26 protein-coding genes and 1 pseudogene are annotated in these 23,399 nt (G+C 64.5%); 11 read left to right on the top strand and 16 right to left on the bottom strand.

The features are described 5' to 3' along the window. Positions 1-92 precede the first annotated feature (92 nt). Positions 93-911, top strand: a complete 819-nt coding sequence (locus F600_RS0115710) for an HTD2 family dehydratase (RefSeq protein ID WP_018161581.1) — start codon at positions 93-95, stop codon at positions 909-911. Continuing rightward, positions 908-1,702: an HpcH/HpaI aldolase/citrate lyase family protein gene (locus tag F600_RS0115705; protein ID WP_018161580.1), complete on the top strand. Its 795-nt coding sequence runs from the start codon at positions 908-910 to the stop codon at positions 1,700-1,702. The genes F600_RS0115710 and F600_RS0115705 overlap by 4 nt, the downstream gene beginning before the upstream one ends. Here the strand turns inward: F600_RS0115705 and F600_RS31255 are convergent. The 13 genes and pseudogenes from F600_RS31255 to F600_RS0115640 all read right to left on the bottom strand — a co-directional run. Continuing rightward, positions 1,677-1,835 (bottom strand): annotated as a pseudogene (locus tag F600_RS31255) (acyl-CoA dehydrogenase family protein); the annotation flags it as partial. The gene F600_RS0115705 and the pseudogene F600_RS31255 sit on opposite strands and share 26 nt — an antisense overlap. Further along, a complete protein-coding gene (locus F600_RS0115695) occupies positions 1,786-2,994 on the bottom strand; it encodes an acetyl-CoA acetyltransferase (RefSeq protein WP_018161578.1) in 1,209 nt (402 codons plus the stop codon). The pseudogene F600_RS31255 and the gene F600_RS0115695, both read right to left, overlap by 50 nt. After that, positions 2,991-4,292, bottom strand: a complete 1,302-nt coding sequence (locus F600_RS0115690; protein ID WP_018161577.1) for an OB-fold domain-containing protein — start codon at positions 4,290-4,292, stop codon at positions 2,991-2,993. The genes F600_RS0115695 and F600_RS0115690 overlap by 4 nt, the downstream gene beginning before the upstream one ends. Then, a complete protein-coding gene (locus F600_RS0115685; protein ID WP_018161576.1) occupies positions 4,289-5,485 on the bottom strand; it encodes an acetyl-CoA C-acetyltransferase in 1,197 nt (398 codons plus the stop codon). Before F600_RS0115685 ends, F600_RS0115690 begins: the two co-directional genes overlap by 4 nt. After that, positions 5,482-6,663, bottom strand: a complete 1,182-nt coding sequence (locus F600_RS0115680; RefSeq protein WP_018161575.1) for an acetyl-CoA hydrolase/transferase family protein — start codon at positions 6,661-6,663, stop codon at positions 5,482-5,484. Before F600_RS0115680 ends, F600_RS0115685 begins: the two co-directional genes overlap by 4 nt. Then, positions 6,660-6,869, bottom strand: a complete 210-nt coding sequence (locus F600_RS0115675) for a hypothetical protein (protein WP_018161574.1) — start codon at positions 6,867-6,869, stop codon at positions 6,660-6,662. The genes F600_RS0115680 and F600_RS0115675 overlap by 4 nt, the downstream gene beginning before the upstream one ends. Next, positions 6,869-7,357, bottom strand: coding sequence for an aromatic-ring-hydroxylating dioxygenase subunit beta (locus tag F600_RS0115670; RefSeq protein WP_018161573.1), 489 nt, complete (start codon positions 7,355-7,357; stop codon positions 6,869-6,871). Before F600_RS0115670 ends, F600_RS0115675 begins: the two co-directional genes overlap by 1 nt. Next, positions 7,357-8,607, bottom strand: coding sequence for an aromatic ring-hydroxylating oxygenase subunit alpha (locus F600_RS0115665; protein ID WP_026306583.1), 1,251 nt, complete (start codon positions 8,605-8,607; stop codon positions 7,357-7,359). The genes F600_RS0115670 and F600_RS0115665 overlap by 1 nt, the downstream gene beginning before the upstream one ends. Positions 8,608-8,615: 8 nt before the next feature. Further along, positions 8,616-9,383 carry an enoyl-CoA hydratase/isomerase family protein gene (locus tag F600_RS0115660; RefSeq protein ID WP_018161571.1) on the bottom strand — a complete coding sequence of 256 codons (768 nt, stop codon included), beginning with the start codon at positions 9,381-9,383 and terminating at the stop codon, positions 8,616-8,618. Next, positions 9,380-10,171 carry an enoyl-CoA hydratase/isomerase family protein gene (locus F600_RS0115655; protein WP_018161570.1) on the bottom strand — a complete coding sequence of 264 codons (792 nt, stop codon included), beginning with the start codon at positions 10,169-10,171 and terminating at the stop codon, positions 9,380-9,382. Before F600_RS0115655 ends, F600_RS0115660 begins: the two co-directional genes overlap by 4 nt. Then, a complete protein-coding gene (locus F600_RS0115650; RefSeq protein ID WP_018161569.1) occupies positions 10,168-10,902 on the bottom strand; it encodes an enoyl-CoA hydratase/isomerase family protein in 735 nt (244 codons plus the stop codon). Before F600_RS0115650 ends, F600_RS0115655 begins: the two co-directional genes overlap by 4 nt. Then, entirely contained in the window at positions 10,899-11,636 is a 738-nt protein-coding gene (gene fabG, locus F600_RS0115645) for a 3-oxoacyl-ACP reductase FabG (RefSeq protein ID WP_018161568.1), read from the bottom strand. The genes F600_RS0115650 and fabG overlap by 4 nt, the downstream gene beginning before the upstream one ends. Further along, on the bottom strand, positions 11,633-12,085 hold the full coding sequence (locus F600_RS0115640) for a MaoC family dehydratase (RefSeq protein WP_026306582.1): 453 nt from the start codon (positions 12,083-12,085) through the stop codon (positions 11,633-11,635). Before F600_RS0115640 ends, fabG begins: the two co-directional genes overlap by 4 nt. 190 nt (positions 12,086-12,275) lie before the next feature. Here F600_RS0115640 and F600_RS0115635 point away from each other — a divergent pair, with 190 nt between their 5' ends. Then, entirely contained in the window at positions 12,276-13,214 is a 939-nt protein-coding gene (locus F600_RS0115635) for a YncE family protein (RefSeq protein WP_162141430.1), read from the top strand. Here F600_RS0115635 and F600_RS0115630 read toward each other — a convergent pair. Then, positions 13,211-13,564, bottom strand: a complete 354-nt coding sequence (locus F600_RS0115630) for a nuclear transport factor 2 family protein (RefSeq protein WP_245541545.1) — start codon at positions 13,562-13,564, stop codon at positions 13,211-13,213. The genes F600_RS0115635 and F600_RS0115630 overlap by 4 nt on opposite strands. A gap of 218 nt (positions 13,565-13,782) precedes the next feature. Between F600_RS0115630 and F600_RS0115625 the strand changes: the two genes are divergently transcribed. Then, positions 13,783-14,427: a TetR/AcrR family transcriptional regulator gene (locus F600_RS0115625; RefSeq protein ID WP_018161564.1), complete on the top strand. Its 645-nt coding sequence runs from the start codon at positions 13,783-13,785 to the stop codon at positions 14,425-14,427. On the opposite strand, the gene F600_RS0115620 is transcribed toward F600_RS0115625, so the two are convergent. Next, positions 14,408-15,214, bottom strand: coding sequence for a PaaI family thioesterase (locus tag F600_RS0115620; protein ID WP_162141429.1), 807 nt, complete (start codon positions 15,212-15,214; stop codon positions 14,408-14,410). The two genes, F600_RS0115625 and F600_RS0115620, sit on opposite strands and share 20 nt — an antisense overlap. Before the next feature lie 63 nt (positions 15,215-15,277). Between F600_RS0115620 and F600_RS0115615 the strand changes: the two genes are divergently transcribed. From F600_RS0115615 to F600_RS0115600, 4 genes are read left to right on the top strand one after another with little or no spacing between them, the layout of a single operon-like run. Then, on the top strand, positions 15,278-16,465 hold the full coding sequence (locus tag F600_RS0115615) for an enoyl-CoA hydratase-related protein (protein WP_018161562.1): 1,188 nt from the start codon (positions 15,278-15,280) through the stop codon (positions 16,463-16,465). Then, the gene (locus F600_RS0115610) at positions 16,456-17,253 is read left to right on the top strand and encodes an SDR family NAD(P)-dependent oxidoreductase (protein WP_018161561.1); all 798 of its coding nucleotides are present in this window, start codon (positions 16,456-16,458) and stop codon (positions 17,251-17,253) included. The genes F600_RS0115615 and F600_RS0115610 overlap by 10 nt, the downstream gene beginning before the upstream one ends. Then, positions 17,250-17,852: a TetR/AcrR family transcriptional regulator gene (locus F600_RS0115605; RefSeq protein ID WP_018161560.1), complete on the top strand. Its 603-nt coding sequence runs from the start codon at positions 17,250-17,252 to the stop codon at positions 17,850-17,852. The genes F600_RS0115610 and F600_RS0115605 overlap by 4 nt, the downstream gene beginning before the upstream one ends. Beyond that, a complete protein-coding gene (locus F600_RS0115600) occupies positions 17,845-18,990 on the top strand; it encodes an acetyl-CoA C-acetyltransferase (RefSeq protein WP_018161559.1) in 1,146 nt (381 codons plus the stop codon). The genes F600_RS0115605 and F600_RS0115600 overlap by 8 nt, the downstream gene beginning before the upstream one ends. Before the next feature lie 16 nt (positions 18,991-19,006). On the opposite strand, the gene F600_RS28570 is transcribed toward F600_RS0115600, so the two are convergent. Then, the gene (locus tag F600_RS28570; RefSeq protein WP_245541544.1) at positions 19,007-19,645 is read right to left on the bottom strand and encodes a TetR/AcrR family transcriptional regulator; all 639 of its coding nucleotides are present in this window, start codon (positions 19,643-19,645) and stop codon (positions 19,007-19,009) included. Positions 19,646-19,738: 93 nt separating this feature from the next. Here F600_RS28570 and F600_RS28565 point away from each other — a divergent pair, with 93 nt between their 5' ends. Genes F600_RS28565 through F600_RS0115580 form a run of 3 tightly spaced genes read left to right on the top strand, consistent with a single transcriptional unit; the run spans position 19,739 to position 23,389 of the window. Further along, complete coding sequence (locus tag F600_RS28565; RefSeq protein WP_018161557.1) at positions 19,739-21,181, top strand: carotenoid oxygenase family protein; 1,443 nt, start codon at positions 19,739-19,741, stop codon at positions 21,179-21,181. Next, positions 21,178-21,897, top strand: a complete 720-nt coding sequence (locus F600_RS0115585) for a nitroreductase family protein (protein WP_018161556.1) — start codon at positions 21,178-21,180, stop codon at positions 21,895-21,897. Before F600_RS28565 ends, F600_RS0115585 begins: the two co-directional genes overlap by 4 nt. A 34-nt stretch (positions 21,898-21,931) precedes the next feature. Then, the gene (locus tag F600_RS0115580; RefSeq protein ID WP_018161555.1) at positions 21,932-23,389 is read left to right on the top strand and encodes a flavin-containing monooxygenase; all 1,458 of its coding nucleotides are present in this window, start codon (positions 21,932-21,934) and stop codon (positions 23,387-23,389) included. Positions 23,390-23,399: the final 10 nt, after the last annotated feature.

Here is a 23,399-nt window from a genome sequence, read left to right as displayed (position 1 = left end):
TTCGAATCTAATATAAATTAAGTTTCGTGAAGGAGGCAAGACCCGGCTTCCGCGAAGCCGAACATGGAACTACGGAACGTCAGGAGCCTCGCATGACCGATCTCGCTGCTTGCCTGTCCGGCTGGCACCCCGAACCCCTCGTCGAGCACGACGACATGGGATCTGCCGAGTCAAGCCACTTTGCCGCGCTGCTCGACTCTCCCCCACCGGACAACGGGCTACTGCCGCCGTTGTGGCACTGGTTCCACTTCCTCAAATGGCCTGCGCAACGGGACATCGGCCTCGACGGACACCCGGCGAATGGTCACTTTCTGCCGCCGATTCCCGATCGCCGTCGGATGTTTGCCGGCGGTCGGGTCACGGTGGAACGCCCACTCGAACTGGAGGTTCCCGCAGATCGTCACGTGAGTCTTCGTAATGCCGTGGTCAAGCATGGCCGATCCGGCGAGATGGCGTTCATCACCGTGCGCAGCGAGTATCGCCAGAACGGCGAGCTATGCGTTCTCGAGGATCAGGATCACGTCTATCGCAGCGGCGATGGACCCGCACGTTCGTTCAACGCACCGAGCGGAGAACTTCCGGACGCCACCTGGCAGTCCTCGCCAGTCGTGGACCAGAGTCTGCTGTTCCGCTTCAGCGCGATCACCGCCAACTCGCACCGAATCCACTACGACGAGCCGTACACGCGCAACGTCGAGGGTTACCCAGGGCTGGTCGTCCACGGGCCCCTGTTGGTGCTGCTGATGCTCGAACTCGTGCGCGATCGGCAGGTCACGTCGGTCGACTATCGGCTGCAACATCCAGTCTTTCTGGGCGACAGCTTCCGCGTGATCGGAGAACCTGCAGGCGATCTCGCGGTGGTCAGCCCTGGCGGCACCAAGAACGCGGTCGCGAAAGTCCGCTTCCAGTGACCTTTCGAGAGAAGATCGCACACGCTCAGACATTCCTCTTCGTCCCTGGAGATCGTCCGGAACGCTTCGCGAAAGCCGTGAACTCCGGTGCCGACGTGATCATTCTCGACCTCGAGGACGCGGTGGCTGACGACCAGAAGAACGACGCGCGCGAAGCAGTGGCCGATTGGCTGACGGACTCCCCGCACGCCGTTGTGCGGATCAATGCCGCCGGAACCTCGTGGCACCGCGAAGACCTCGCGATGATCTCGGCGTTCGACTGCGCAGTCATGGTCCCCAAGTCTGAGGAGCCGTTCGTGTGCATGCTCCCAGTGATTCCACTGATCGAAACCGCCGCCGGAATTCTCAATGCGGTCGAGATCTGCCGCGGCACGATGCGTCCGGCTTTCGGCAGCATTGATCTCGCCGCTCAGCTGCGGGTCGATCCCGATGACCGCGACGCCCTCGCGACGGCTCGCTCGACGCTGGTTCTCGCTGCCGCGGCCGCGGGCGTAGCCGCCCCGATTGACGGCGTGACCACCGCGTTGTCGGACTCAGGCCGACTGGCCGACGACGTTCACTACGCGCGGCGGCTGGGATTCACCGGCAAGCTCTGCATCCATCCGTCGCAGATCGCTCCGGTGCATCACACGCTCGCGCCCACTGCGGCTGAGATCACGTGGGCAGAGCGGATTGTCGGTGCGGCTGGAGGCGGTGCGATTGCCCTCGATGGCTCAATGGTCGACAAACCGGTCATCGAACGCGCCCGCCGGATACTTGGTTTGGTCACCGAGCCAGGTCTCGGCCGATGATTTCCTTCATGATCTCGGTCGACCCGGCGTAGATGGTCTGGATCCGGGTGTCGACGCACGCCCGCGCGAGCTCATGGTCAGCGTCATAGAGGTCGCGTTGCACGGTCGGATTTCTTCTCATTGCCAACGACCGCCGCGAACGAGACGCAGGCGCCTGGGCGACCGCCGAGGTTGTGGGTGAGGGCGAGGCGCGGGTCTGCGAGTTGGCGGTCCCCTGCCTCGCCGCGAAATTGCAGCCAGCATTCGTAGAGCATCCGGAGGCCGCTCGCTCCGACCGGATGACCGAACGACTTCAACCCGCCGTCGGGGTTGATCGGCAGGCGGCCGTCGAGATCGAACGCGCCGTCGAGGACGTCTTTCCAGGCCTGACCGCGATCGGCGAACCCGAGGTCTTCCATGAGAACGAGTTCGGTCGGGGTGAAGCAGTCATGGACTTCGGCGAACGAAATCTCCCGGCACGGATCGCTGATTCCTGCCTGTTGGTAGGCATCCCGCGCGGACCGGACGACTTCCGGGAACGTCGTGTAGTCGTAGTCCGGATCCATCCCGCCGCGCCCTGGACCCGCCGCCAGCGCGAGACCCTTCACGTACATCGGAGTGTCGGTATAGCGATGCGCATCTTCGGCGCGGACGATCAGCGCGCACGCAGCACCGTCGGAGACGCCCGAGCAGTCGAAGACTCCGAGGCGGCCGGCTACCAGTGGAGCTGACGCGATCTTCTCCTTCGACACTTCCGACCGGAACTGGGCCTTCGGATTGAGTGCACCGTTGCGGTGGTTCTTCCACGCGACGTGGGTCATCGCGTCGCGCATCGCTGATGCGTCGACTCCGTACCGTGCGCAGTAAGCGGGGTCGAGCAGGGAGAAGGCAGCCGGCGCCGTCAGGGAGAGTTCGGCGGCGGTGCCATCGCTCGGCGGGTCACCACGCAAAAGACCCGAGAATCCGGAATCTTTGAGCTTCTCGGCACCGATCGCGACGACCCGGTCGTAGGCACCGGACGCGACCGCGTAACAGGCGTTCCGAAACGCCTCCGACCCACTCGCACAATAGTTTTCGACGCGGGTAACGGGCGTGAAGTCCAGACCAAGCGCTTTGCTCACCACGAGGCCGCTCTGCCCGCTGCTGAGCGTGCCGAACCAGTAGGCGTCGACGGAGTCCCGGTCCTGGCCACGGAAGCACTCGTCCATCGCTTCGATGATCAGGTCTTCGACAGATGCGTCCCAGCGCTCACCGAACCGAGTGCAGCCCATCGCAACGATGGCGACCTTGTCGCGGATTCCGTTGCTACTCATGCAACTTTGGCTTTCCAGAAGTAGTTGTGCACTCCCCCGGCGCTGTGCAGCCTCCGGAAGGTCGTGGCGACCCGGGCACCGACCGCTAGACGGTCACTCCCATCGGTCACTTCGAGCGTGTACCGGCCGCCGCCCTCGAAATCGACGACTGCCTGGGCAACCGGCGGAGCCAACGAGTAGGCGAGTCGGTCCACGGTGAAGGTCGCGACAGTGCCGCCCCGGCCGCCCCATCGAACGGGCGTCATGGCGTCGATCGCACTGCATTTCTTGCACACGCGGGCGGGCGGGAGGTGCACGAAACCGCATGCTGTGCATCTGTTTCCGGTGAGCCCGAACTTCCAGGCCTGCGATCGCGCCGACGGGGGCGCGGCTGCGCGATCAGGTTCTGGGCGCCGTGGTGGTTCCTGATCGAGAAGCCCGCGCCAACGCAGGTACGTCAGATAGTCGACCGGTGAGCCCGCTTCAACCTGGGTCGCAAGGGGCACCGGCTGCCGACGTTCAGCGGAACGTTCGGTCGTGCGTAGCAAGATCGCATCGCAGCCGTCGGCGGCCGACACGACCAGAATCGTCTCGTCCGGTTGGGCCTGATCGAGAACCGCCGCCAACGCTAGGCCCACATCGGCCGTACCCGCATGCCCAATCGGCGACAGAACAGTAGATACTTTGCCACGCAATGACTTTGACGCTCGCTTGGCCAGGGCGAGATTGGGTGACGCGATCACCACGTGGTGCGCCGGCTCGAAGTCCTTCGTCACGGCTTCGAGCAAGGGCAAGTACTGCTCGACGCCGAAGCGCTCCTCCCACTGCGTGCCGTAGATCGAAGACGGGTCGCGCCAGCGGTCGAGAAATTCAGCGGTGACCGACGACTGCGAGACGACCTCAGCGAGCGGATCCGCGCCGAACAGGAATGCAGCAGCGCCATCGCCACCCGAGCGTTCGTCGGCCGATCCGGGCCGGCCGGTACGAAGGTCGGACAGCACGGCGAGCCCACCGGATGCCTTGGCGGCGCGAAGTGCGGCGACCCCACTGCGCGCCGATCCGCAAAGATCTGCGGCGAAACTCCCGGGCGGCATACCGAGCGCCGCATGTATGGCGGTTGCGTTCGTCTTGTCGAGATACGCAGGCGACGTGGTGGCGAAGTAGAGTGCCTCCGCAGATCGACCACCGAGAGCGACTGCGCCCGCCGCGACGCCCATTGTCGTGCTGTCTTCATCGAACGACGCCGCCACGCGCTGCGACCGGCCGATCGAAACACGATGTGCGGGAATGTAAGTCCCGTAGCTGACGATCCCGTTCACGGCGCCTCGAACAGCGCAGCAATGCCCTGACCGCCGCCCACACACATGGTCTCCAGCGCGTACCGCCCGCCGCGACGCTTCAGCTCGTGCAGCATCGTGGCGAGAATTCGCACTCCGGTCGCGCCGATGGGATGGCCTAGTGAAATGCCGGAACCGTTGACGTTGATCCGGTCGATGTCGTCGAAACCCCAGCCCTTCATGACGGCAAGCACCTGCACCGCAAAGGCTTCGTTCACTTCGACGAGGTCGATGTCGTCGAAGGTCAACCCCGTCCGAGAGAGCAGCTTCTCCACGGCCGGCACGGGTCCAATGCCCATCCGCGAGGGATCACACCCCGCCGCGGCCCAGCCGACAAGAAACCCGAGTGGCTCGAGCCCGAGTTCGTCGAGCTTGTCTTCAGCCACGACCAGGCATGCAGCCGCCGCGTCGTTCTGTTGGCTCGCGTTTCCCGCAGTCACCGTTCCGCCGGGCACGATTGCCCGCAGTTTTCCGAGCCGCTCGACAGAGGAGTCCGGCCGGACGCCTTCGTCGCGATCGAAGATCAGCGGATCGCCCTTCCGCTGCGGAACAGTCACCGGCACTATCTCGTCCGCGAACGTGCCTGACTCCCACGCCGCTGCTGCGCGCTGATGGCTGCGAGCCGCGAACTCATCTGCGGCATCGCGGGTGATGTTGTAGTCGCGGGCGAGGTTCTCGGCGGTTTCGATCATTCCGCCGATGTGCCCGAACCGAGCTTCCGGCTGGGACCGCTCGCGCCCCCTGTCGAGCCGGTCGTAGAACACCGTGTTCCCGGCTCGCGAGCCCCAACGCATGTCTTGCGTGTAGTACTCGATGTTGCTCATCGACTCGACTCCACCGGCGAGCACGACATCAGCCGCGCCGGTCTGCACCATCATCGCGGCGGTGACGACGGCCTGCAGACCACCCCCGCAGCGGCGATCGATCTGGAAGCCCGGCACCTCGATGGGCAGGCCCGCGTTGAGCGCGGCCCACCGCCCGATGCACGGCGCTTCCGAATTCGCGTACGACTGTGCGAAGGAGACGTCGTCGATCCGTGCCGGGTCGATGCCAGACCGTTCGACGACGGCCTTGATCGCCGCGGTCGCGAGTTCTTCCGCACGAACCGACCGCAACGATCCACCGAACGCACCGACCGGGGTGCGCAGCGGGCTGACGATTGCCGCTCTCCTCATGCGTTCTCCTGCAGGGCATCTCGGTGATTTGGGTGAGCGATCGCGAGCATTCGTTCGCGGCGCTGGCCGAGCGTCAGACCGCGGAGGTCGGCGACGCCGAATTCGGTGACGAACACCCCGGCGTCGGCCCTGGCGGTAGTGACCGGCCCAGACAAGCGGCTCACGATGCGGCTCTGCTGCCCAGCCGTCGACGGCAGCGCGACGATCGGGATCCCGCCCACCGAACGATGCGCGGCGCGAAGGAATTCACCGCCGCCGCCGACTGCGCCGACATAACGGCCACCGGCGGTTTCGGCATTGATCTGACCGGTCAGATCGACCTCGATCGCGGAGTTGATCGCGACGAATTTGTGCTGGCCGGCCAGTCGTTCCGGGTCGTGGGTGTAGCTGATCGGGCATAGACACACGTTCGGGTTGTGGTCGACGAAATCGAACAGCCGAGCCGAACCCATGAGCAACGTGGTCACGGCCTTGGCGACGACGCCGCCTTCCATGAGGCCGACTGCGGCATCGGTGAAGATTCCCGAGTGGATCCCGAGATCGCGGTGTTTGGTCAGGGCTCCGAGAACCGCTTCCGGGACCGCTCCGATTCCGAACTGGAGCGTCGCGCCATCGGGAATGAGTTCGGCCGCCAGCCCTGCAATCGCGTGCAGGTCGGCAGTCGGCGCGGCGAAGACGTTCTCCGGAACGGACCTCGAGGTGTGCACCACCACGTCGATGTCCGCGTCGGTCAGATACCGGGCGCACGTGGAGAACGGCAATTGATCGTTGACCTCTGCTACCACGACCCGAGCCGAATCGATCGCCGCCGATAGGTAGTCGTCCGCGAGCCCCAGGCTGTACCGGCCGGCCTCGTCAGCCGGTGTGCACTGGACAAGGACAACGTCGGCCCGCGAGACGAACTGCGGCAACGTCGAATAGGCCCCGGGATAGATGTCGAGCAGTCCCGCGGCGGCAAGGTGGCGGTTCGTGCCGGTGCCGCAGTAGCTGACGAACCGAATGTGGTCGGCGTGTTCTGGGCGAACCGTTCCCGCGACCGGAATTCCGATGAAGCACGTGATTCCGCCCAGCTCCGCCCGTTGGCTGAGCAACTGCTCGACGAGAGGCACCGGTTCGGCACAAGCCTGCCCCCAGACAACGAAATCGCCGGGGCGGATCAGCTCAGAGAAGTCGATCATCTGTTCTCACGCCACCGATCGGCTGATGGGTCGAGCAACTGCTCGAGTCGCCCTTCGGGCAGCCAGACGAGCGTCTCGAGTTCGAGCGCGTCGAGGTACCGGACCCGGCCGGACTTGAGGTCCTCCAGTCGCAGGCGCGGGCCATTCGCCGCGGCGTCGACCTCGACGCGGACGTTGGCGAATTCGCTGCCGACAATCTCGGACATCAGATCAGGAACCCCATCGTGGGAACCGCCTCGGCGTTGTTCACGAGCAGGACGGTCTTCGCGACCAGCCGCATTCCGTCGTGGGTGTTGCGCAGGCGATAGATGTAGCGGCCGCCCCAGGTCACCAGGCCGCGGGGCTTCGATTCGAGCAGCAGAAAATTCGCGCCGACGAGTACGTCGCCAGACTCGCTACCCAGGATCTCGACGTTGGAAATGCTGCGGCGCAGGTTGGACGGCGGCGACTGCGCGTACCGTTTCCCGGTCCGAAGCTGAGCGAGCCGCGTACTGATCCGGCGGCGGTTGTCGTAGATGATCGACACCTTGCGGTCAGGGTCGATCAGTGAATCGCTCGTCGGGACCCAATACACGGCGTCGTCGGTCCACAGCGCCTCCCATTCGTCGTAGTCGTGTTCGTCGGCGAACCGGGCCTCGCGGTAGAGGAACTGCTCGATCGCCCGAATATCGACGCTCTCCTGCACGCTTGTCATCACTGCTCCATGAGGTTCTTGTAGTGCTGCCAGAACGCCCGCATCGCCGTCTCGTCGGTGGCACCGCCGATCCGGAAGCCGTCCGGATCAGTGCTTTCGCGGCCGACTCCGCGCCGAATGTCGAGCCATTCGGGTAGACGCTGTTCCACACCGCGCTGGTTGCGCTCGTACATCTCGGTGTCGTCGGCGAGCAGCATTCCGGCCGGTCCGACCGAACCGATCGACTGCGACAGCATGCGCTTGTTGAGTTCCGGTGCGCCATCGAGTTGGACGGCGGTCGAGAACTGGACGCACTCGTTGTAGGAGATCGGCTGGATGTTGAACACCTGGATCTCGGCGACGAACAGGTTCGGGAAAACCATCACGTGGGGAGCACCCTCGATGAGAATCTCTTCCGCTGCGTCACCGTGTTTGGCCCGCATTGCCGCAACGTATTCGGGAACCCGGTCCGGGGTTGTGCCGAACCATCGCATCGGCTCGGCGAACTTCCGGAACTCCGGCCGCAGATCGTTCTCGCTGTGCCCGTTGCCGAGCGCACGGGTCACCGCAGTCGAGTTGTCGCTGTATAGCGGACCGATCGTCGAACCCGTCACCGAGAAGATCGACCCATGTACGAACTGCGGGTGATACCCGTCAGTCTCGTTCTCCGCGAGCAGCTTCCAGTTCGCGTGGGTCTGGTGACGCAGCCACCCGGCATCGAGGGAGACGGTACCTTCCGGCGATAAGCGCGCCAGACGGTCGAGTTCACCCGCAGCTGCGCCGAGGTGTTCCTTGAGCGGGACGACCTCGGGATTGAAGCTGCCGAACACGAAGCCGTGGTACGACTCGACGCGTGGCACGACACCGAGCTTGAGGTCGAGATTTCCCTTGCCCCCGTACCCCTTGTTGTAGGGGTAGCCGAGCAGCTCACCGGTGTTGCGGTACGTCCATCCGTGGTACGCGCAGCGAAACGCACTCGAGTTGCCGCTCGGCGCATCGCAGACCAGGTTGCCGCGGTGGGCGCAGCGGTTCACGAGCAAGTGGATCTCGCCCGCCCGGTCACGCGTCATGATGATGTCCTGCGGACCGATGTTCTTACGCACATAGTCGTTCGGCTCGCGAACCTCGCTCGCGTGGCCGACGAAAACCCAACCGCCGTACCAGATCCGCTCGAGCTCATCGGCGAAGATCGCGGGGTCGGTATAGAGCGAGCCGTGGACCCTGGTCGGTTGAATGAGAGCCGAATAGTCCACTCGTGTTGTCGTTGTCATGGGAGTTCCTATCGCCCAGTGAAGACGGGTGTGCGGCGGGAATGGAAAGCCGAAATTCCCTCGGCGAAGTCGTAGGTATCGAAGAGCCGAACTTGCGCGTCGACCTCGTGGTCGAGGAGCTCCTGCGGGTCACTCGGCCATCGGGACAGGAGCGACTTCATCGCCGCGACGGCCATCGGCGGCATCGCGGCGATGCGCTCGGCATCGGCGATCGCGGCTTCGAGCGTCTGTCCGGACGGGACGACCGCATCAGCCATCCCCAAGGTCACGGCGTCAGTACCCGAGATCCGGGCCGGAAGCAGCATCAACTGACGGGCCTTGGCCACTCCCACCCGCGCCGGCAATGACGCGAAGATGCCCATGTCCCCGGCGAGACCGACGCCGGTGAAGGCGGTGCTCAACACCGCGTCGTCGGCCACGACGACCCGGTCACACGCCAGCGCGAGAGAAACTCCTGCTCCGAAGGCCGATCCTTCGACCGCCGCAATGACCGGCTTTGGTCCACCCCAGATCGCTCGGACCACGCGCTGTGCAGCCTCGGCGCGCGGACGCGCCTTCTCTTCGGGCATCCGCGCCATGGTCGAAATGTCTCCACCCGCACAGAAACTCGTGCCCGCACCGGTGAGGACGACCGCCCGGATCCCGGGGTCGGCCATCGCTGATTCGATTGCCTCGGCGAGCACCACGCGCAAGGCCATATCGATCGCATTCCGGCGCTCGGGCCGGTTGAGGGTGATAATCCGGACCGGGCCGCAATCGTGAGTCAGAACGATCATCGCGAACCGAACCTCGGTTCGCGGCGTTCGATGACCGCCGCGAGACCCTCTCGGGAGTCGGCCGTACCGGACAGTTGGGCGACGGTGCGCGCCTCTTCGGGGAGCCGATCTGCCAGCGTCGCGCCGACGCCACCCCACAGCAGGCGCTTGGTGGCACCGATCGCCTCAGGTGCGGAGTTCACGAACTGCCGGGCGCAATCGAGCGCCGCGGTTTCCAGCTTGTCGTCCGGAACGACGCTGGTCAGAAGGCCGATCTGGTGAGCCTCGGCGGCACTGAGCACCTGGTTCGTCAGGAGGATTTCCATCGCCTTCCGAAACCCGACGAGCTGCGTGAGCGTGACGGAAACTCCGGCGTCCGGTGCCATCCCGACGCGGACCGCACCCGACATGAACTTCGCCGATTCGGCCGCGATCACGAAGTCCGATGCGCACACCAGGCCGAATCCGCCGCCACCGGCAGCGAAGCCGTGCACGGCCGCGATAACCGGCACGTTGAGCGAGGTCAATGCCGCGATCGAGATCTGCAGCCACGCCGTCGCCTCACGCAAGTAGTCCGGCAATTGCTCGCCCTTCGAGGCGAAGACCTTCACGTTGCCCCCGGCACAGAAGTTCTTACCCTCGCCCGATAGCACGACCGCCCGAATCCGGGGGTCTGAGTGGATGGCGAGAATCGTCGTGTGCAGAGCCTGCAGAAATGGCACATCCATTCCGTTGGAGGTGTGCGGGCTGTTCAGGACGAGGCGGGCGATGCCATCGTCGTCGACCGCGAGTCGTACCAGGTCTGTCATGACCGTGCCCCCACTCCGGATTCGACGACATGGGTCAACACGGCCTGAAACTCGAGGTCGAGGCCATCAGCGAGCGTCGTGTCCTGGCTGGCGTTGACGAGCTGCTTGACTCGGGCCAACGCAACGGCATCTTTGGCGGCCAACCGATCCGCGAACTTCTTTACCCCCGAATCGAATTCGGCTGTCTCGAAGACCCGGTAGGCCAAGCCCCACTCGAGCGCATCGGTTGCCGTCAGACGATCTCCGGTGAGGATGTGCGCGAGTGCACGCTGTCGTCCTACCAGGCGAGGAAGCCGCTGGGTGCTCCCGCCGCCCGGGATCTGACCGAAGCGGGTGTGGGTGTCGGAGAGGACGGCGTTCTCGTGAAGAAGCACGATGTCGGCGGCTTGGATCAGCTCGAACCCGCCTGCCATCGCGTAGCCCTCGACCGCGCAGATCACCGGGACGGGCAACGTGGCGATGACATCACACGCGGCGCGGAAGTTCGCAAACAGCGGCGCCATCGCATCGCGACCGTGCGCACGCAATCGTTCGAGCTGCCGAAAGTCTCCGCCAACACAGAAGTTGCCAGCGCTGCCCCGGATGACGATCACGTTCACGCCCCTGGCGAGCAAGACGAGCGCATCGCGGAGCTCACGGCCGAGCTCGACAGTGATGGCATTCATCTGTTCGGGACGATTGAGGACAATCGTCCCGACGTCACCGTCGACAGTGGTCAATACCTCGCTCACATCAATCGCCCCCCGCCGACTTCGAGAACCGCTCCGGTCATATAGCTCGACAGGTCGGAGGCGAGGAACAGTGCGACACCGGCGACCTCATGCGGCTCGCCGGCCCGCTTCATCGGGATCGCCGCTTCGCGCTCGGCGAAGACCTCCGGCGGCATCGCGGCGGTCATCGCGGTGCGAATCAGACCAGGTTGAATTGCGTTGACTCGCACGCCTTTATGCGCAAGCTCCTTCGCCGCCGCCTTCGTGAGCCCGACGATGCCCGCCTTGGCCGCGCTGTAGTTCGTCTGCCCCGGATTTCCCGACTTTCCCGACAGCGAGGACATGTTGATGATCGAGCCGGAGCCCGCATCGCGCATGACCGCCGAGGCGGCACGGACTCCCAGCCACGTACCGCGAAGGTGCACGGCGATCACGGCGTCGAAGTCATCGGGGGTCATCTTGCGCAGCGAGGCATCGCGCGTGATTCCGGCGTTGTTGACGTAGATGTCCAGCCGTCCTGACCGCCACAGAGTCTCGTCGACGAGTGATTGAACGGACGCCTCGTGGGTGACATCGCACTCGACACCGATCGCACGTTCACCGAGAGATTCGGCGGCCGCCTGGGCCGCATCGACATCACGATCGGCCAGCACAACGCTGGCTCCGTGGGCGTGGAAGCTTTCTGCAATCGACAGCCCGATTCCGGTGGCTGCGCCAGTGACGATGGCGGTCCGGCCGGTCAGCAATCCGGTCATGCCACGAACCTGGCAATCGACTCGGCGACACAGGCTGGCTTCGGCGACCCTTCGACCTCGATGGTCGTGCTCATCTTCGCCTGGACTCCGCCGGGAACGCGCTCGACCGAAGTGATGGTCGATGTTGCGCGGACGCGCGCGTTCACGGGCACCGGCGAAACAAAGCGCACCTTATCGAAGCCGTAGTTGACGGCCATGGTGATGTTGTCGACGCGATACAGCTCGTGGGTCAGCACCGGCAGGAGGGACAGAGTCAGCAGGCCGTGCGCGATCGTCGATCCGAAGGGTCCGTCCGCCGCACGCGTCGGATCGCTGTGAATCCACTGGTGATCACCCGTCGCCGTCGCGAACGTGTCGATGCGCGTCTGGTCAATCGTGATCCAGTCCGTCGTGCCGAGCGAATCCCCTTCCGCGGCAGCCAGTTCGTCGATTCCTCCGTAGACCTTCACGCCCACTCCTTCGCCAGATTTGAATTTAATATAGATTCAAAACAGACGCCGGGCAAGCCCCCGGGATAACCGCCCAACCCAAGCTCGATGCGAATACCCTCGGTGTGAAGATCGCAGAAGGTTGGCAGCGATGTCGTCGAGTAGGCAGCCGCAGCACGGTGACCTGAAGTCGGGTCCAAAGCTGTATTTGGTGTTACTGACTTCCGTACTTGTTGCGGCCGGATGCTCGAACCTCGGAGTCCAGACCCCGACGATTCCCCACATCATCGCCACGATCGACCCGGCGACCGGCCCGATTCGGGACGTGGCGTTTGACGGCCGGCGGCATCGCGCATACCTCACGAGCGAGGGCGGCCGGTCCATCGTCGAGATCAGCCCGCGTTCGGTGGCTGCCAAGTTCGGTCTCGCGTCGGCGCCATCTGGCGCGGCGATCGATGAATCAACGCACACCGCGTTTGTCACGGCTCCGGCCGACAACCTCGTCATGGCCGTAGACCTAAATACCGGTGAGACCACAGGCACCGTCCGGGTCGGTGCGGAACCACAGGGCGCAGAGGTGGACCCGGACCTCAATGCCCTCTATGTCGCCAATGTCGATGACGGCTCGGTGTCTGTAGTCGACCTCCGGACCAGGGTGGTGAAGGCGGTCATCGAGGTTGGCGGGAAACCGTCGAAGATGGGTGTCGATCCGAACAGTCACCGGCTCTACGTGGCGAATTCGAGTGGCGGGATATCGGTGATCGACGGGCATTCGCATAGAGTCGTCGCGACCATTCCCGACGACCAGAGTCCGCGGGACGCAGCTGTCGATCCGGCGACCGGAGCCGTGTACGCCCCCAACTTCGACGACGGCTCCGTATCGGTGATCGGCACTGACTCCAGCGCGGTCATCGACACAATCAAAGTCGGTGCGCAACCGAGCGCCGCGACCGTGGATTCGGTTGCGAACCTCGCATACATCACCAACTTCGCGGACGACACCGTCACCGTGATCAACACCAAGACGCGGATTGTCGCCGGCACGATCAAGGTCGGGGATGGACCACAGTTCGTCGCCGCCGACCCCGTCAGTCACGTTGTCTGGGTCGTCGACGCGAACAGCAACACGGTCACGGTGCTCGGTTTCTAGTACGTCGTTTCCTGGGCAGACAAGGCTTGCCACTTGCCGTCGATCCGCACAAACACATCCGTGAAGCGCTCTCGGCCCACCAGCTTGCCATCCTGCATCAGCGTGTTCACTCCATGGATGACCGCGGTGTCACCGACGATGTCGACGATTTGTTCAGACGGGTTCATCGTGAACGGGAGCGGCGTCATACTCGCCATCTCCCCCGCCCGGTCGACGAGTTTGCCGTCGCTGCTGATGTGTCTGAAGCCTTGCGCCAAGATGCCGTCGACCGTCGCGCGGTCGCCCGCAGTGATTGCCGCGAGCCATCGCCCTTCGAGAGCAAGCACGTCGTCGGTCGGAACGCTCGTCACCGAAGAACCTGAGTCGTTGGGCGCCGTGCTTGTTCCGCACGCGGCGAGCGGGCTCGACAACGCGGTTATCACCATCAGAGCGATCAGGAATCGTTTCATTGTCAGCCTCAGGTTGCGGCGCAAATCGTCGTCCCACAACCGTCGCACAGCGGGCGGCGCCAAAGTGAGGATTAGCGTGCTCCACGGCCTTTTCTCCAGGAGTCATATAGTTTCGTGACGTGGTCAAGAAGACGGCACCAGCCGCGCCGAACGCCGACGAGGGCGCCGCAGACACCAAGTCCGCGCGCACCCGGCAACGAATCCTCGACGCGGCAGCGAACGTCCTGAGCCGCAAGGGATATGCCGGCACTCGGCTGTCTGAGGTCGCCGACATCGCCGATCTCCAGACGCCCGCCATCTACTACTATTTCCCCTCCCGCGACGACCTCGTCGAAGAAGTGATGTGGTCGGGCATCGCCGGCCTCAAAGAAGAGGTCACAGCCGTGCTCGCGGATCTCCCTGCCGATACCCCGCCGATCGAACGGATCATGGTGGCCGTCGAGACGCACCTGCGGCACGAACTGGAGGTCTCGGACTACGCGACCGCGTCGATTCGCAACTCCGGCCAGATTCCCGAGAAGATGCGCACACGCCAGAAGGAAGAGGATTCCGCCTACGGCAGGATCTGGCGAGAGCTTTTCGATGACGCGGCCGCCGCGGGTGACCTGCACCCCGAGCTACACCCGGTCATTGCCCAGATGCTGGTCGTTGGCGCGCTGAACTGGGCGGCCGAGTGGTGGTCACGCAGCCGGGGCTCGCTCGATGACGTCGTCCGGAACGCCCAGTTGATGATTCGGAACGGACTCAGTCCCGACCGAGGGTGACCGTCGCGGAGGCGATCACTCGCTGTTGCGCTATCTCGACCTCGATCACTGCAACCCGGGCGCCCACCCGCTGCACAACAGCCTCGGCAATCATCTCGCCGCCGATGCGTGCCGGTCGCTGGAGGTTGATATCGAGACTCAACGTCCGGAAGTCCTCCCCCAATTCGTTCCCGACAACACCGACTGCCAGGTCTACGAGCGCGATCGGAATTCCGCCGTGAACGATCCCGTAGGGATTCGCCATCCACGGCTCCGCCACCGCGCGCAGACGCGCACGATCCCCCCTTGCCTCCAACTCCTCGATGCCGAGAAGATCGGCCAAGCTCCCGCCCGCAACCTCGATGTCCGGCGGCGACTCGGCGACCGGCGCGACAACACCCGGCACGACGATGAACCGCGCCGACACCGATGCAACGAGCTGCCCGGCTGCGGTCCGTAGGTCGGCGACCGCGAGCACATCACCGCCCGCAACATCTTTGACCAGGGCATACGCGTCCACGACATCGCTGGTCCCCGGCCTGCCGCTGCCCGTTTCGAAGTGAATCGTCGCGGTTCGTATCCCTCGGTCTGCGGGCACGACCCCCTGCACTGCGCGTCCGGTTGCGAAGTCGGCAAGCACGCCGAGCCAACCGAGTTCTCGGCCCTGGGCGATTTGCTTGGCCGTGACCGCCTGTGCGGAAAAGCCGGTTTGGACAACGCCGAATCGGTTCTCGGGCGCGGTGTTCGGGAACCGTGCAACGTCGGCGGCGCGAGCGTTCCGTCCGCTTGCTGGCGTCTCTGAAATCACGACATCCCCCTTGTACATGCTTTCTAATATAAATTAGAATCGAATCCTGACAAGGGAGCTCGGATGACCATCGAACTGGCAAAGCGCTTATATGAAGCACTGGCGACCGGCGACCGCGCCACGTTGACCGAGGTACTGCACCCGGACTTCGAAGGCCACACGGCAGCCGGCCTCCCGCTGTCCCTCGGTGGCGTTTACCGCGGACCTGACGCGATGCGCAAGGAATTCTGGGGCGTTGTCGCTCGCCACTATCAGGCTCGGGCGACCCCGGAATCCTTTGAACCTCTCGGCACCGAATCGCTGCTGGTCATCGGCCGGTACATCGGCGTCGCCAAGGCCTCGGGCCGAGAACTGAACGCCGGATTCACGCACCGGATCGACGTCGCCGATGGCCAGATCCGGCGGCTCGATCAGCTGACCGACACCCAGGCCTGGCATGACGCGCTGGACGGCGAACTCGAGACGATCGACTACTCGGTGCGCGACGCGGTAGCGACAATCTGCCTGAACCGCCCCGCGGAACGAAATGCGATCAATCAGCAACTCGCGGATGATCTGCTGACGGTCGCCCGCCGCTGCGCCGAAGATCGCGACATTCGCGCTGTGCTGATCACCGGCAACGGACCCGCGCTCACTGTCGGTGGCGACATCGACTACTTCACCCAAACGCCGACAGCCGAGTATGGGACGCTGTTTCGGCAGATGACCGGTCCGTTCCACGAAGCGTTCCGGATTCTGAGCCGGTTACGCGTGCCGATCGTCACCGCCGCGCATGGCTCGGTCGCGGGTGGCGGCCTCGGATTTGTCTACATCGCCGACTTCGTCCTCGCGGCACCCAACACGAAGTTCGCCACCGCGTTCGCTGCCATCGGGTTGTCCGGCGACGGCGGTGGAACGTGGTTCCTCCCCCGGCTCGTCGGCCCCCGCCGCGCGGCACGCATGTATCTGCGCAATGAAGTGCTCGACGCCGACACCGCCGCCGAATGGGGCCTGATCACCGAAGTCGTTCCCGCAGAACAGCTTCAGGAGAACGCTCGGCAGCTCGCGATCGAGCTCGCCGCCGGACCCACCGAAGCCTTCGGGCACATGCGGGCACTGCTGCGGACCGCATGGGACAACACACTCTCCGAGCAACTACTCGAAGAGACCGAGTCGCTCGCACTGACCGGATCCACCGACGACGCCGCCAACGCGATCGCAAGCTTCGTGGAGAAGCAGCGCCCGACCTTTCGAGGTCGACAGTGGACCTAGGACTTCGCGAATCACGGGTTCTCGTCACCGGCGGCGGTTCGAACATCGGGCGCGGCATCGTTCACGGTTTCGCGCGCGAAGGATCGCGCATTGTCATCAGCGACATCGACGGACCTCAAGCCCAGCGGGTCCGCGCCGAGGCGCTCGAACTCGGGGCGGCCGAAGCGGAGGTCCACATCGGAGATCTCACGCAGCCGGGCGTCGCGGACGCTGCGGTTCAGCAAGCCTGCAACCGCTGGGGTGGACTCGACGTCGCGGTCAACAACGCCGGTTGGAGCGTCCCCGGTTTCATCGCCGAAGACACCGATCGAGCCAAGTGGCAGCGAACGGTCGAGGTCAACCTCTACACCGCGATCGCCACCACCCAGGCCGCCATTGCCCCCATGCGCGCGGCGGGCAGCGGCTCGATCGTCTTCATTGCGAGCGACGCCGCATTCGGCCAGATCCGGCAAGGGATCTACGGCGCCACCAAAGCCGCTCTCATCGCGCTCGCTCGGACAACGGCCCGTGAGCACGGCCGCCACGGAATCCGCTCGAACGTCATCTGCCCAGGTCTCGTCATCCCGGAGGGTCCAGAGGCCGTGGGCGAAGCGAGCCTCTGGGCGGTCGGTGACGACGCCGTCTTCAATGACAATCAGATCGAATTCCTGCGGAAAGACATTCCCCTGCAGCGCCTCACCACCGCACTGGACATCGCCAACGCAGTGGTGTGGATCTCGTCCGAGACGGCCGCACGCCAGGTGACCGGGCAGGTCTTCTCGGTCAGCGGCGGGTACACGATGCCATGACGACTCCAAGCCGGGACCGCATCCTCGCAGCCGCAGCCGCGGTTCTGTCTAAAAAGGGCTACGCCGCAACCAGACTCACCGACATCGCGGATGTCGCCGAATTGCGCGCGCCCGCCGTTTACTACTACTTCCCGTCGCGCGAAGCGCTCGTCGCCGAAGTCATGATCACCGGCCAGCACTGGGTTCGCCGGCACGTGGAAGAAGCGCTGGATGCACTCCCCCACGACGTCACCGCACTCGACCGGATCTGCGCCGCAATCGACGCCCACCTGCGTGTGGAACTCGAACTAAGCGATTTCGCGACCGCAGTCACCCGGAATGCCGGACAACTCCCTCCAGACGTTCGCGATGCGGTGGCGAACGAGAGCGCTGAGTACCACGCACTGTGGAGGCACCTCTTCGCCGATGGTCGCGCAGACGGATCTGTGCGCGTCGACATCGATGCCAGCTCGGCCCGCATGCTCATCATCGGCGCGCTCAACTGGGCGCCCGAATGGTGGAGCGGCACAAAAGAACCCATAGCTGCGCTGATCAAGACAGCGCAGACCCTAGTGCGTGCCGGCCTCGCCGCGCGCAAAGAAGGAGAGTTAGATGCCTGAGGCATACATCGTCGACGCCGTCCGGACGCCCGTCGGCCGCCGCAAGGGCGGATTCACCGAGGCGCATCCGGCAGACATGGGCGCGCACGTCATCCGCGCACTCGTCGAGCGCGGCGACTTCGACCCCAGTGCCATCGACGACGTCATCTTCGGTTGCCTCGACGCGATCGGCGCGCAGGCCGGCGACATCGCACGCACGTCGGCCCTCGCCGCCGGACTACCGGAAACGGTGCCGGGCGTCACGATCGATCGTCAATGCGGATCGTCCCAGCAGGCCGTCCACTTCGCGGCACAAGGCGTCATGAGCGGAACCCAGGATCTCGTGATCGCGGGTGGCGTGCAGAAGATGACGCAGTATCCGATTCTGTCGTCGTTCAGCGTCGGCGAGCCGTTCGGTGCGACCGACCCATGGCGGGGCTGCAAGGGCTGGGAGCAGCGCTACCCGACCGACATCAATCAATTCCGGTCTGCCGAGATGATCGCCGACCAGTGGAACCTCACACGCGAGGAGATGGAGATCTTCGCGCTCGAGAGTCATACGCGGGCGATCACGGCACGGACCGAGGGTCGGTTCGATCGGGAAATCGTCCCGTTCGGCGAACTCCGCCATGACGAAGGCCCGCGTGACACCAGCTTGGCGAAGATGGCAGCGCTCGACACGCTGGTGCCCGGCGGACGTCTGACGGCCGCGGTCTCGAGCCAGATCTCCGACGGCGCAGCTGCGCTTCTCATTGCCTCGGAGCACGCAGTGAAGTCCCACGGATTCACTCCGCGGGCCCGGATTCACAACCTGACCGTGCTCGGCGCCGACCCCGTGATGATGCTCCACGCTCCGATCCCCGCCTGTCAGCGAGCTCTCGATCGCGCGGGAATGAGCATCGACGACATCGATCTCGTCGAGATCAACGAGGCCTTCGCGTCAGTTGTCATGGCGTGGGTGCACGACCTCAAAGCTGACCACGCCAAGGTCAACGTCAACGGCGGCGCCATCGCGCTCGGGCATCCGCTGGGCGCGACTGGTGCACGCTTGCTCACGACGCTTCTTCATGAGCTCGAACGAACCGGCGGTAGGTACGGGCTACTGACCATGTGCGAGGGCGGCGGTCAGGCGAACGTCACGATCATCGAGCGGCTGTAGCGGTGAGGCACCGCCGTTAGTTCTCTCGCTTCGCGTCCGCAATCGCTCGCTCGATGGCCGCGACCGCGGCGGGCGTGAAGTGCTTCACCAGCGTCGTTCCGTCGACGTCGAGCGATCCGTCGATCCATCCGAGGATGGCTTCGAGAAGCCCGCCGACGACCATGAAGGCGGCGACGTCGACGCCCGCGCGGCGGTCGCTCGGGACACCGGATTTTTCGCACGCGAAGGTGGAGAGCAACTGCGCTGAGCCGTGCAGATACGCGACCCGTCGCCGCATGACCGCTTCACTGCCCCACGCTTCGATGAATCCGATGCGCATGGCCCGTTCGTCGCGGCTCATGACGACGAACGTTTCCCCCACGGCGCGCACCGCGCTCTCGATCGTCGCGCCCGGATCGAGGAAGACCTGCGTCGATTGGCCCAATGTTCGAGTCGTCACGTCATCGAATACCGCAACCAGGAGCTCGTCGATGTTCGCGAAGCTCTCGTAGAAATACCGGCTCGACAAACCTGCTCTGGCACATACGGCACGCACACTCGTACCAGCTGTTCCCTCGGTGCCGAGCAGGTCAAATCCCGCCGCGACCAAGCGTTCTCGACGTTCCGCGCGGCGCTCGTCGGCGAGCTTTCCCGCGTACGGCTTTTCGGTGGTCACACCGAACATCTTGACAAATGCGGAACACAGACTCAGAGTGAATACGCGCGTATTCAGATACAACGAACGTATCCAGATGGAGGCATCGCTGCCATGGCCGCTACGATCCCGAATACCCGGCAATACAACGCCCGCGCGTTCGAGGACGCCCGGGAAGTCCCCCGCGAAGTCGAGCTTGCGCTGATTGGTGTTGTGCCCCAAGAACTTCAGGGAACTCTCTATCGAATCGGACCGGGCCGATTCAACTCTGGCGGATTCGCCGCCGACCACATTTTCGACGGCGACGGCCTCGTGTCGAAATTCGTCATCGAAAGTGGCACTGTCCGCTTCCAGTCTCGGTACGTCCGCACTCCGAAATTTCACGCGCAGGAAGCCGGGCGTGGCGGGCAGGTGCGGGGGCTCTACACCCAGGCCCGCGGACTCCGACACAACGCCGGTCAATTCCCGGCAGACAGCGCCAACACGCATGCGGTCGTCCACGCCGAGAGGCTCCTCGCCCTCAGCGACATCGGCCGTCCCTGGGATATCGATCTCGACGACCTCACCACGAAAGGCGTGTGCGATTTCGACGGCCGCCTTCCTCGCCTCACCAGATTCTCGGCACACCCCAAAATCGACCCGGTCACGGGCGAACTGTTCAATTTCGGTCTCGATCTCGCCCCGCGACTGGGGATGCACATCCCCGCCGGGCTCCGGTGCTATCGCGTCGATCCGAGCGGCCGCCTGACCACCATGGGCGTCGTGCCGCTCGAGGACGTCATCGTCCAGCACGACTTCGCCATCACCGAGCGCTATTTGGTGTTCGCACTGTCGCCCATTTTCGTGGACCCGATCAAGGGTGCGCTGGCGCTTGCCGGATTCGGGACCACCGGGGATGCCGCCGATTACCGCCCGGAGAAGGGAATGAAGATCGTGCTCGTCCCTCGGGACGGTGGCCGGCAGCGTGTGATCGAGTGCGATCCGTTGGTCTACTTCCATGTCGGAAACGCATATGAAGACAACGGAGACATCGTTCTCGATGTCGTGCAGCATGAATCGTTCGAGTTCCTCTCCACCGGGCTCAAGACATTCCGCGATGGCGTTCTTCCGAACGCCGCGTGGCCCACCCGGCTCCGTATTACGCCGCGCGGGCGAGTTCTCCGCGAAGAGATCGAGATGGCCGCGTGCGAATTCCCCACCCATGATGAGCGCCGCACGGGACGCGAACACCGATTCACCTATTTCACCGAATATGTCGACGGCTCCAGCGTCATCGCCAAGCTGGACCATGTCACCGGCGAGCATCGCCAACATGCATTCGAGTCGAGCACCACGGCCGGGGAGCCGATCTTCGTACCCCGCTCAGACAACGCCGCCGAGGACGACGGCTGGATTCTGGTCCTTACCTACAACGCCGCCGAGCACCGGACCGAACTGCACATTCTGGACGCGGCCAAGATTGAGGACGATGCGGTGGCAATCGCCCGCCTGAACGGCCACTTCTTCCCTGGTTTCCACGGCAGCTTCACGCCGCGGGTCGCAGTATCGAAGGCATGACCGAACTCGCCTTCGGCGAAGATGCGCCGCTGTTGAACGTCATGTCGACGATGCGTGCCATGCGGCGCCTGAAGCCCGATCCGGTCCCGCGCGAGCTCATCGAGAAGCTCATCACGGCGGCTACATATGCCCCGAGCGGTGGCAACAATCAGAGCTTCACGTTTCTCGTCGTGACCGATCGGGAGCAGATCGCTCGCCTGGCTCCCGTGTGGCGGCGCATCGTCGACTGGTACATCGGAACGCAATCGCCACCGCCGCACATGACGCCGGAAAAGTGGAACGGCCTCATGAAAGCCCTTCGCTACCAGGCTGATCATTTCGACGAGGTGCCCGTACTCATCGTCGCGTGCTACGAGTTGCGCGGGATGCTGGGACGGATGGCGAAAGCCCTCAATCGGCAGGCGTCCGCCTTCGCGAAACTCGGTGTAGCGGACTCACTGCGGTCGCTGCGGAACACTCGACGCTCCCTCGAGATCGGTGAAGCATCGTCGATCTATCCAAGTGTGCAGAACCTGCTACTCATGGCCCGCGCCCTCGGATTGGCCGCGACCATGACCACCTGGCACACGATGTTCGAGCAGGAGTTCAAGTCGATTCTCGGCGTGCCCGGCCACGTGAATATCTACGCGATCGTGCCGGTGGGTTGGCCGGCCGGAAAGTTCGGGCCGGTGTCCCGACGACCGGCGGCCGAAGCGATCCGCTGGGAGCGGTGGTAGTCAGGCTGTGGGTTCGCGGAGAGAGGGAAAGCCAATGGCGACTGTCAAACGCACGCCCAAGGTCGTGATCATCGGAGCCGGCGTCGCCGGTATCACGACCGCGGTCACGCTGCAGAAAGCCGGGTTTCACGATTTCCTCGTCCTCGAGAAGGGCGGCGACGTCGGCGGCGTTTGGTATTGGAATCACTACCCTGGCCTGACCTGCGACGTTCCGTCCAGCCTGTATCAGTTCTCGTTCGCGCCAAACCCCGACTGGTCGCACATCTTCGCTCCGGGTTCGGAGATCCAGCGGTATATGAGCGACGTCGCCGACAAGTTCAATCTTCGCGCCCACACCCGCTTCGATGCCGAGGTCGTCGCCGCGAACTACACCGAATCCGGTTGGCACGTCACGACCGCCGACGGCACCGAATACAACGCCGACTTCGTCATCGCTGCGACCGGCGTGCTTCACCATCCCTCCATGCCGGACATCGAAGGTCTCGAATCGTTCGAGGGAGACGTCGTCCACACGGCCCGCTGGGACGACTCACTGAACACGAGAGGGCGGCGGATCGCGGTCATCGGAACCGGCTCAACCGGAGTCCAGGTCGTCTCGGCGCTACAGCGCGAAGCCGCGCGCATCACCCACTTCGTCCGCACGGCCCAATGGGTCGTGTGGGCCCCGACCGGTATGCCGCAACTGCCCCTCACCGGTGCTGTTCTCCGCCGACTACCGCGAGTCAATCGCGCCGTCTACGACACGCTTCTCTGGGGCTCCGGGTTCCTCGCCGACATCACGACCAAGCCGACGTGGCGCCGCCGCGCGGTCCAAGGTGCCGTACGGGCAAGCCTTCGCGTTCAAGTTCGGGACCGGGAGCTTCGCGAACAGCTCACGCCAGACTACGAACCGTTCTGCAAACGCCAGGTTGTGTCGGGCTCGTACTACCGGGCGATCCGGGCCAGCAATGCGGAACTCGTCAACTCGAAGATCGAGCGCATCACTCCGACCGGAATCGTGACGGCCGACGGGCGCCACCACGACGTCGATCTGCTCATCTTCGCGACAGGCTTCAAAGCCCATAACTACATGCGGCCGATGAATCTGCGTGGACGCGATGGCCTGTCGATCGATGACGCGTGGGACAAGGGCCCGCGGGCGTACTGCATGTCCGCAATCCCAGGGTTCCCGAACTTCTTCACCGTGCTCGGCCCGAACTCGCCCACGGCCTCGATATCGCTCCAGTACTCCTCTGAGGTCACTGCCCGGTACATCGCACGCTGGCTGGAGCGGTTCCGCGACGGGGAGATCTCGACGGTCGAGGTAACGGAGGAAGCCACGACTCGATTCAACGACGGCGTTGCCGACGCCCTCGGACCCACGGTGTGGAACACCGGCTGCAACTCGTGGTACCTGACCGAGGGCGGAACCGTCGACCTCTGGCCGTACGACCGAGCGACCCTGACCCGGATGCTGAGCAAACCCGACGACCGGGATTACCACCTGACCTAAGGCAGACGCG

This window comes from Smaragdicoccus niigatensis DSM 44881 = NBRC 103563, from assembly GCF_000380645.1.
Lineage (GTDB): Bacteria > Actinomycetota > Actinomycetes > Mycobacteriales > Mycobacteriaceae > Smaragdicoccus > Smaragdicoccus niigatensis.
This window is presented reverse-complemented; position numbering and strand designations above follow the sequence as displayed.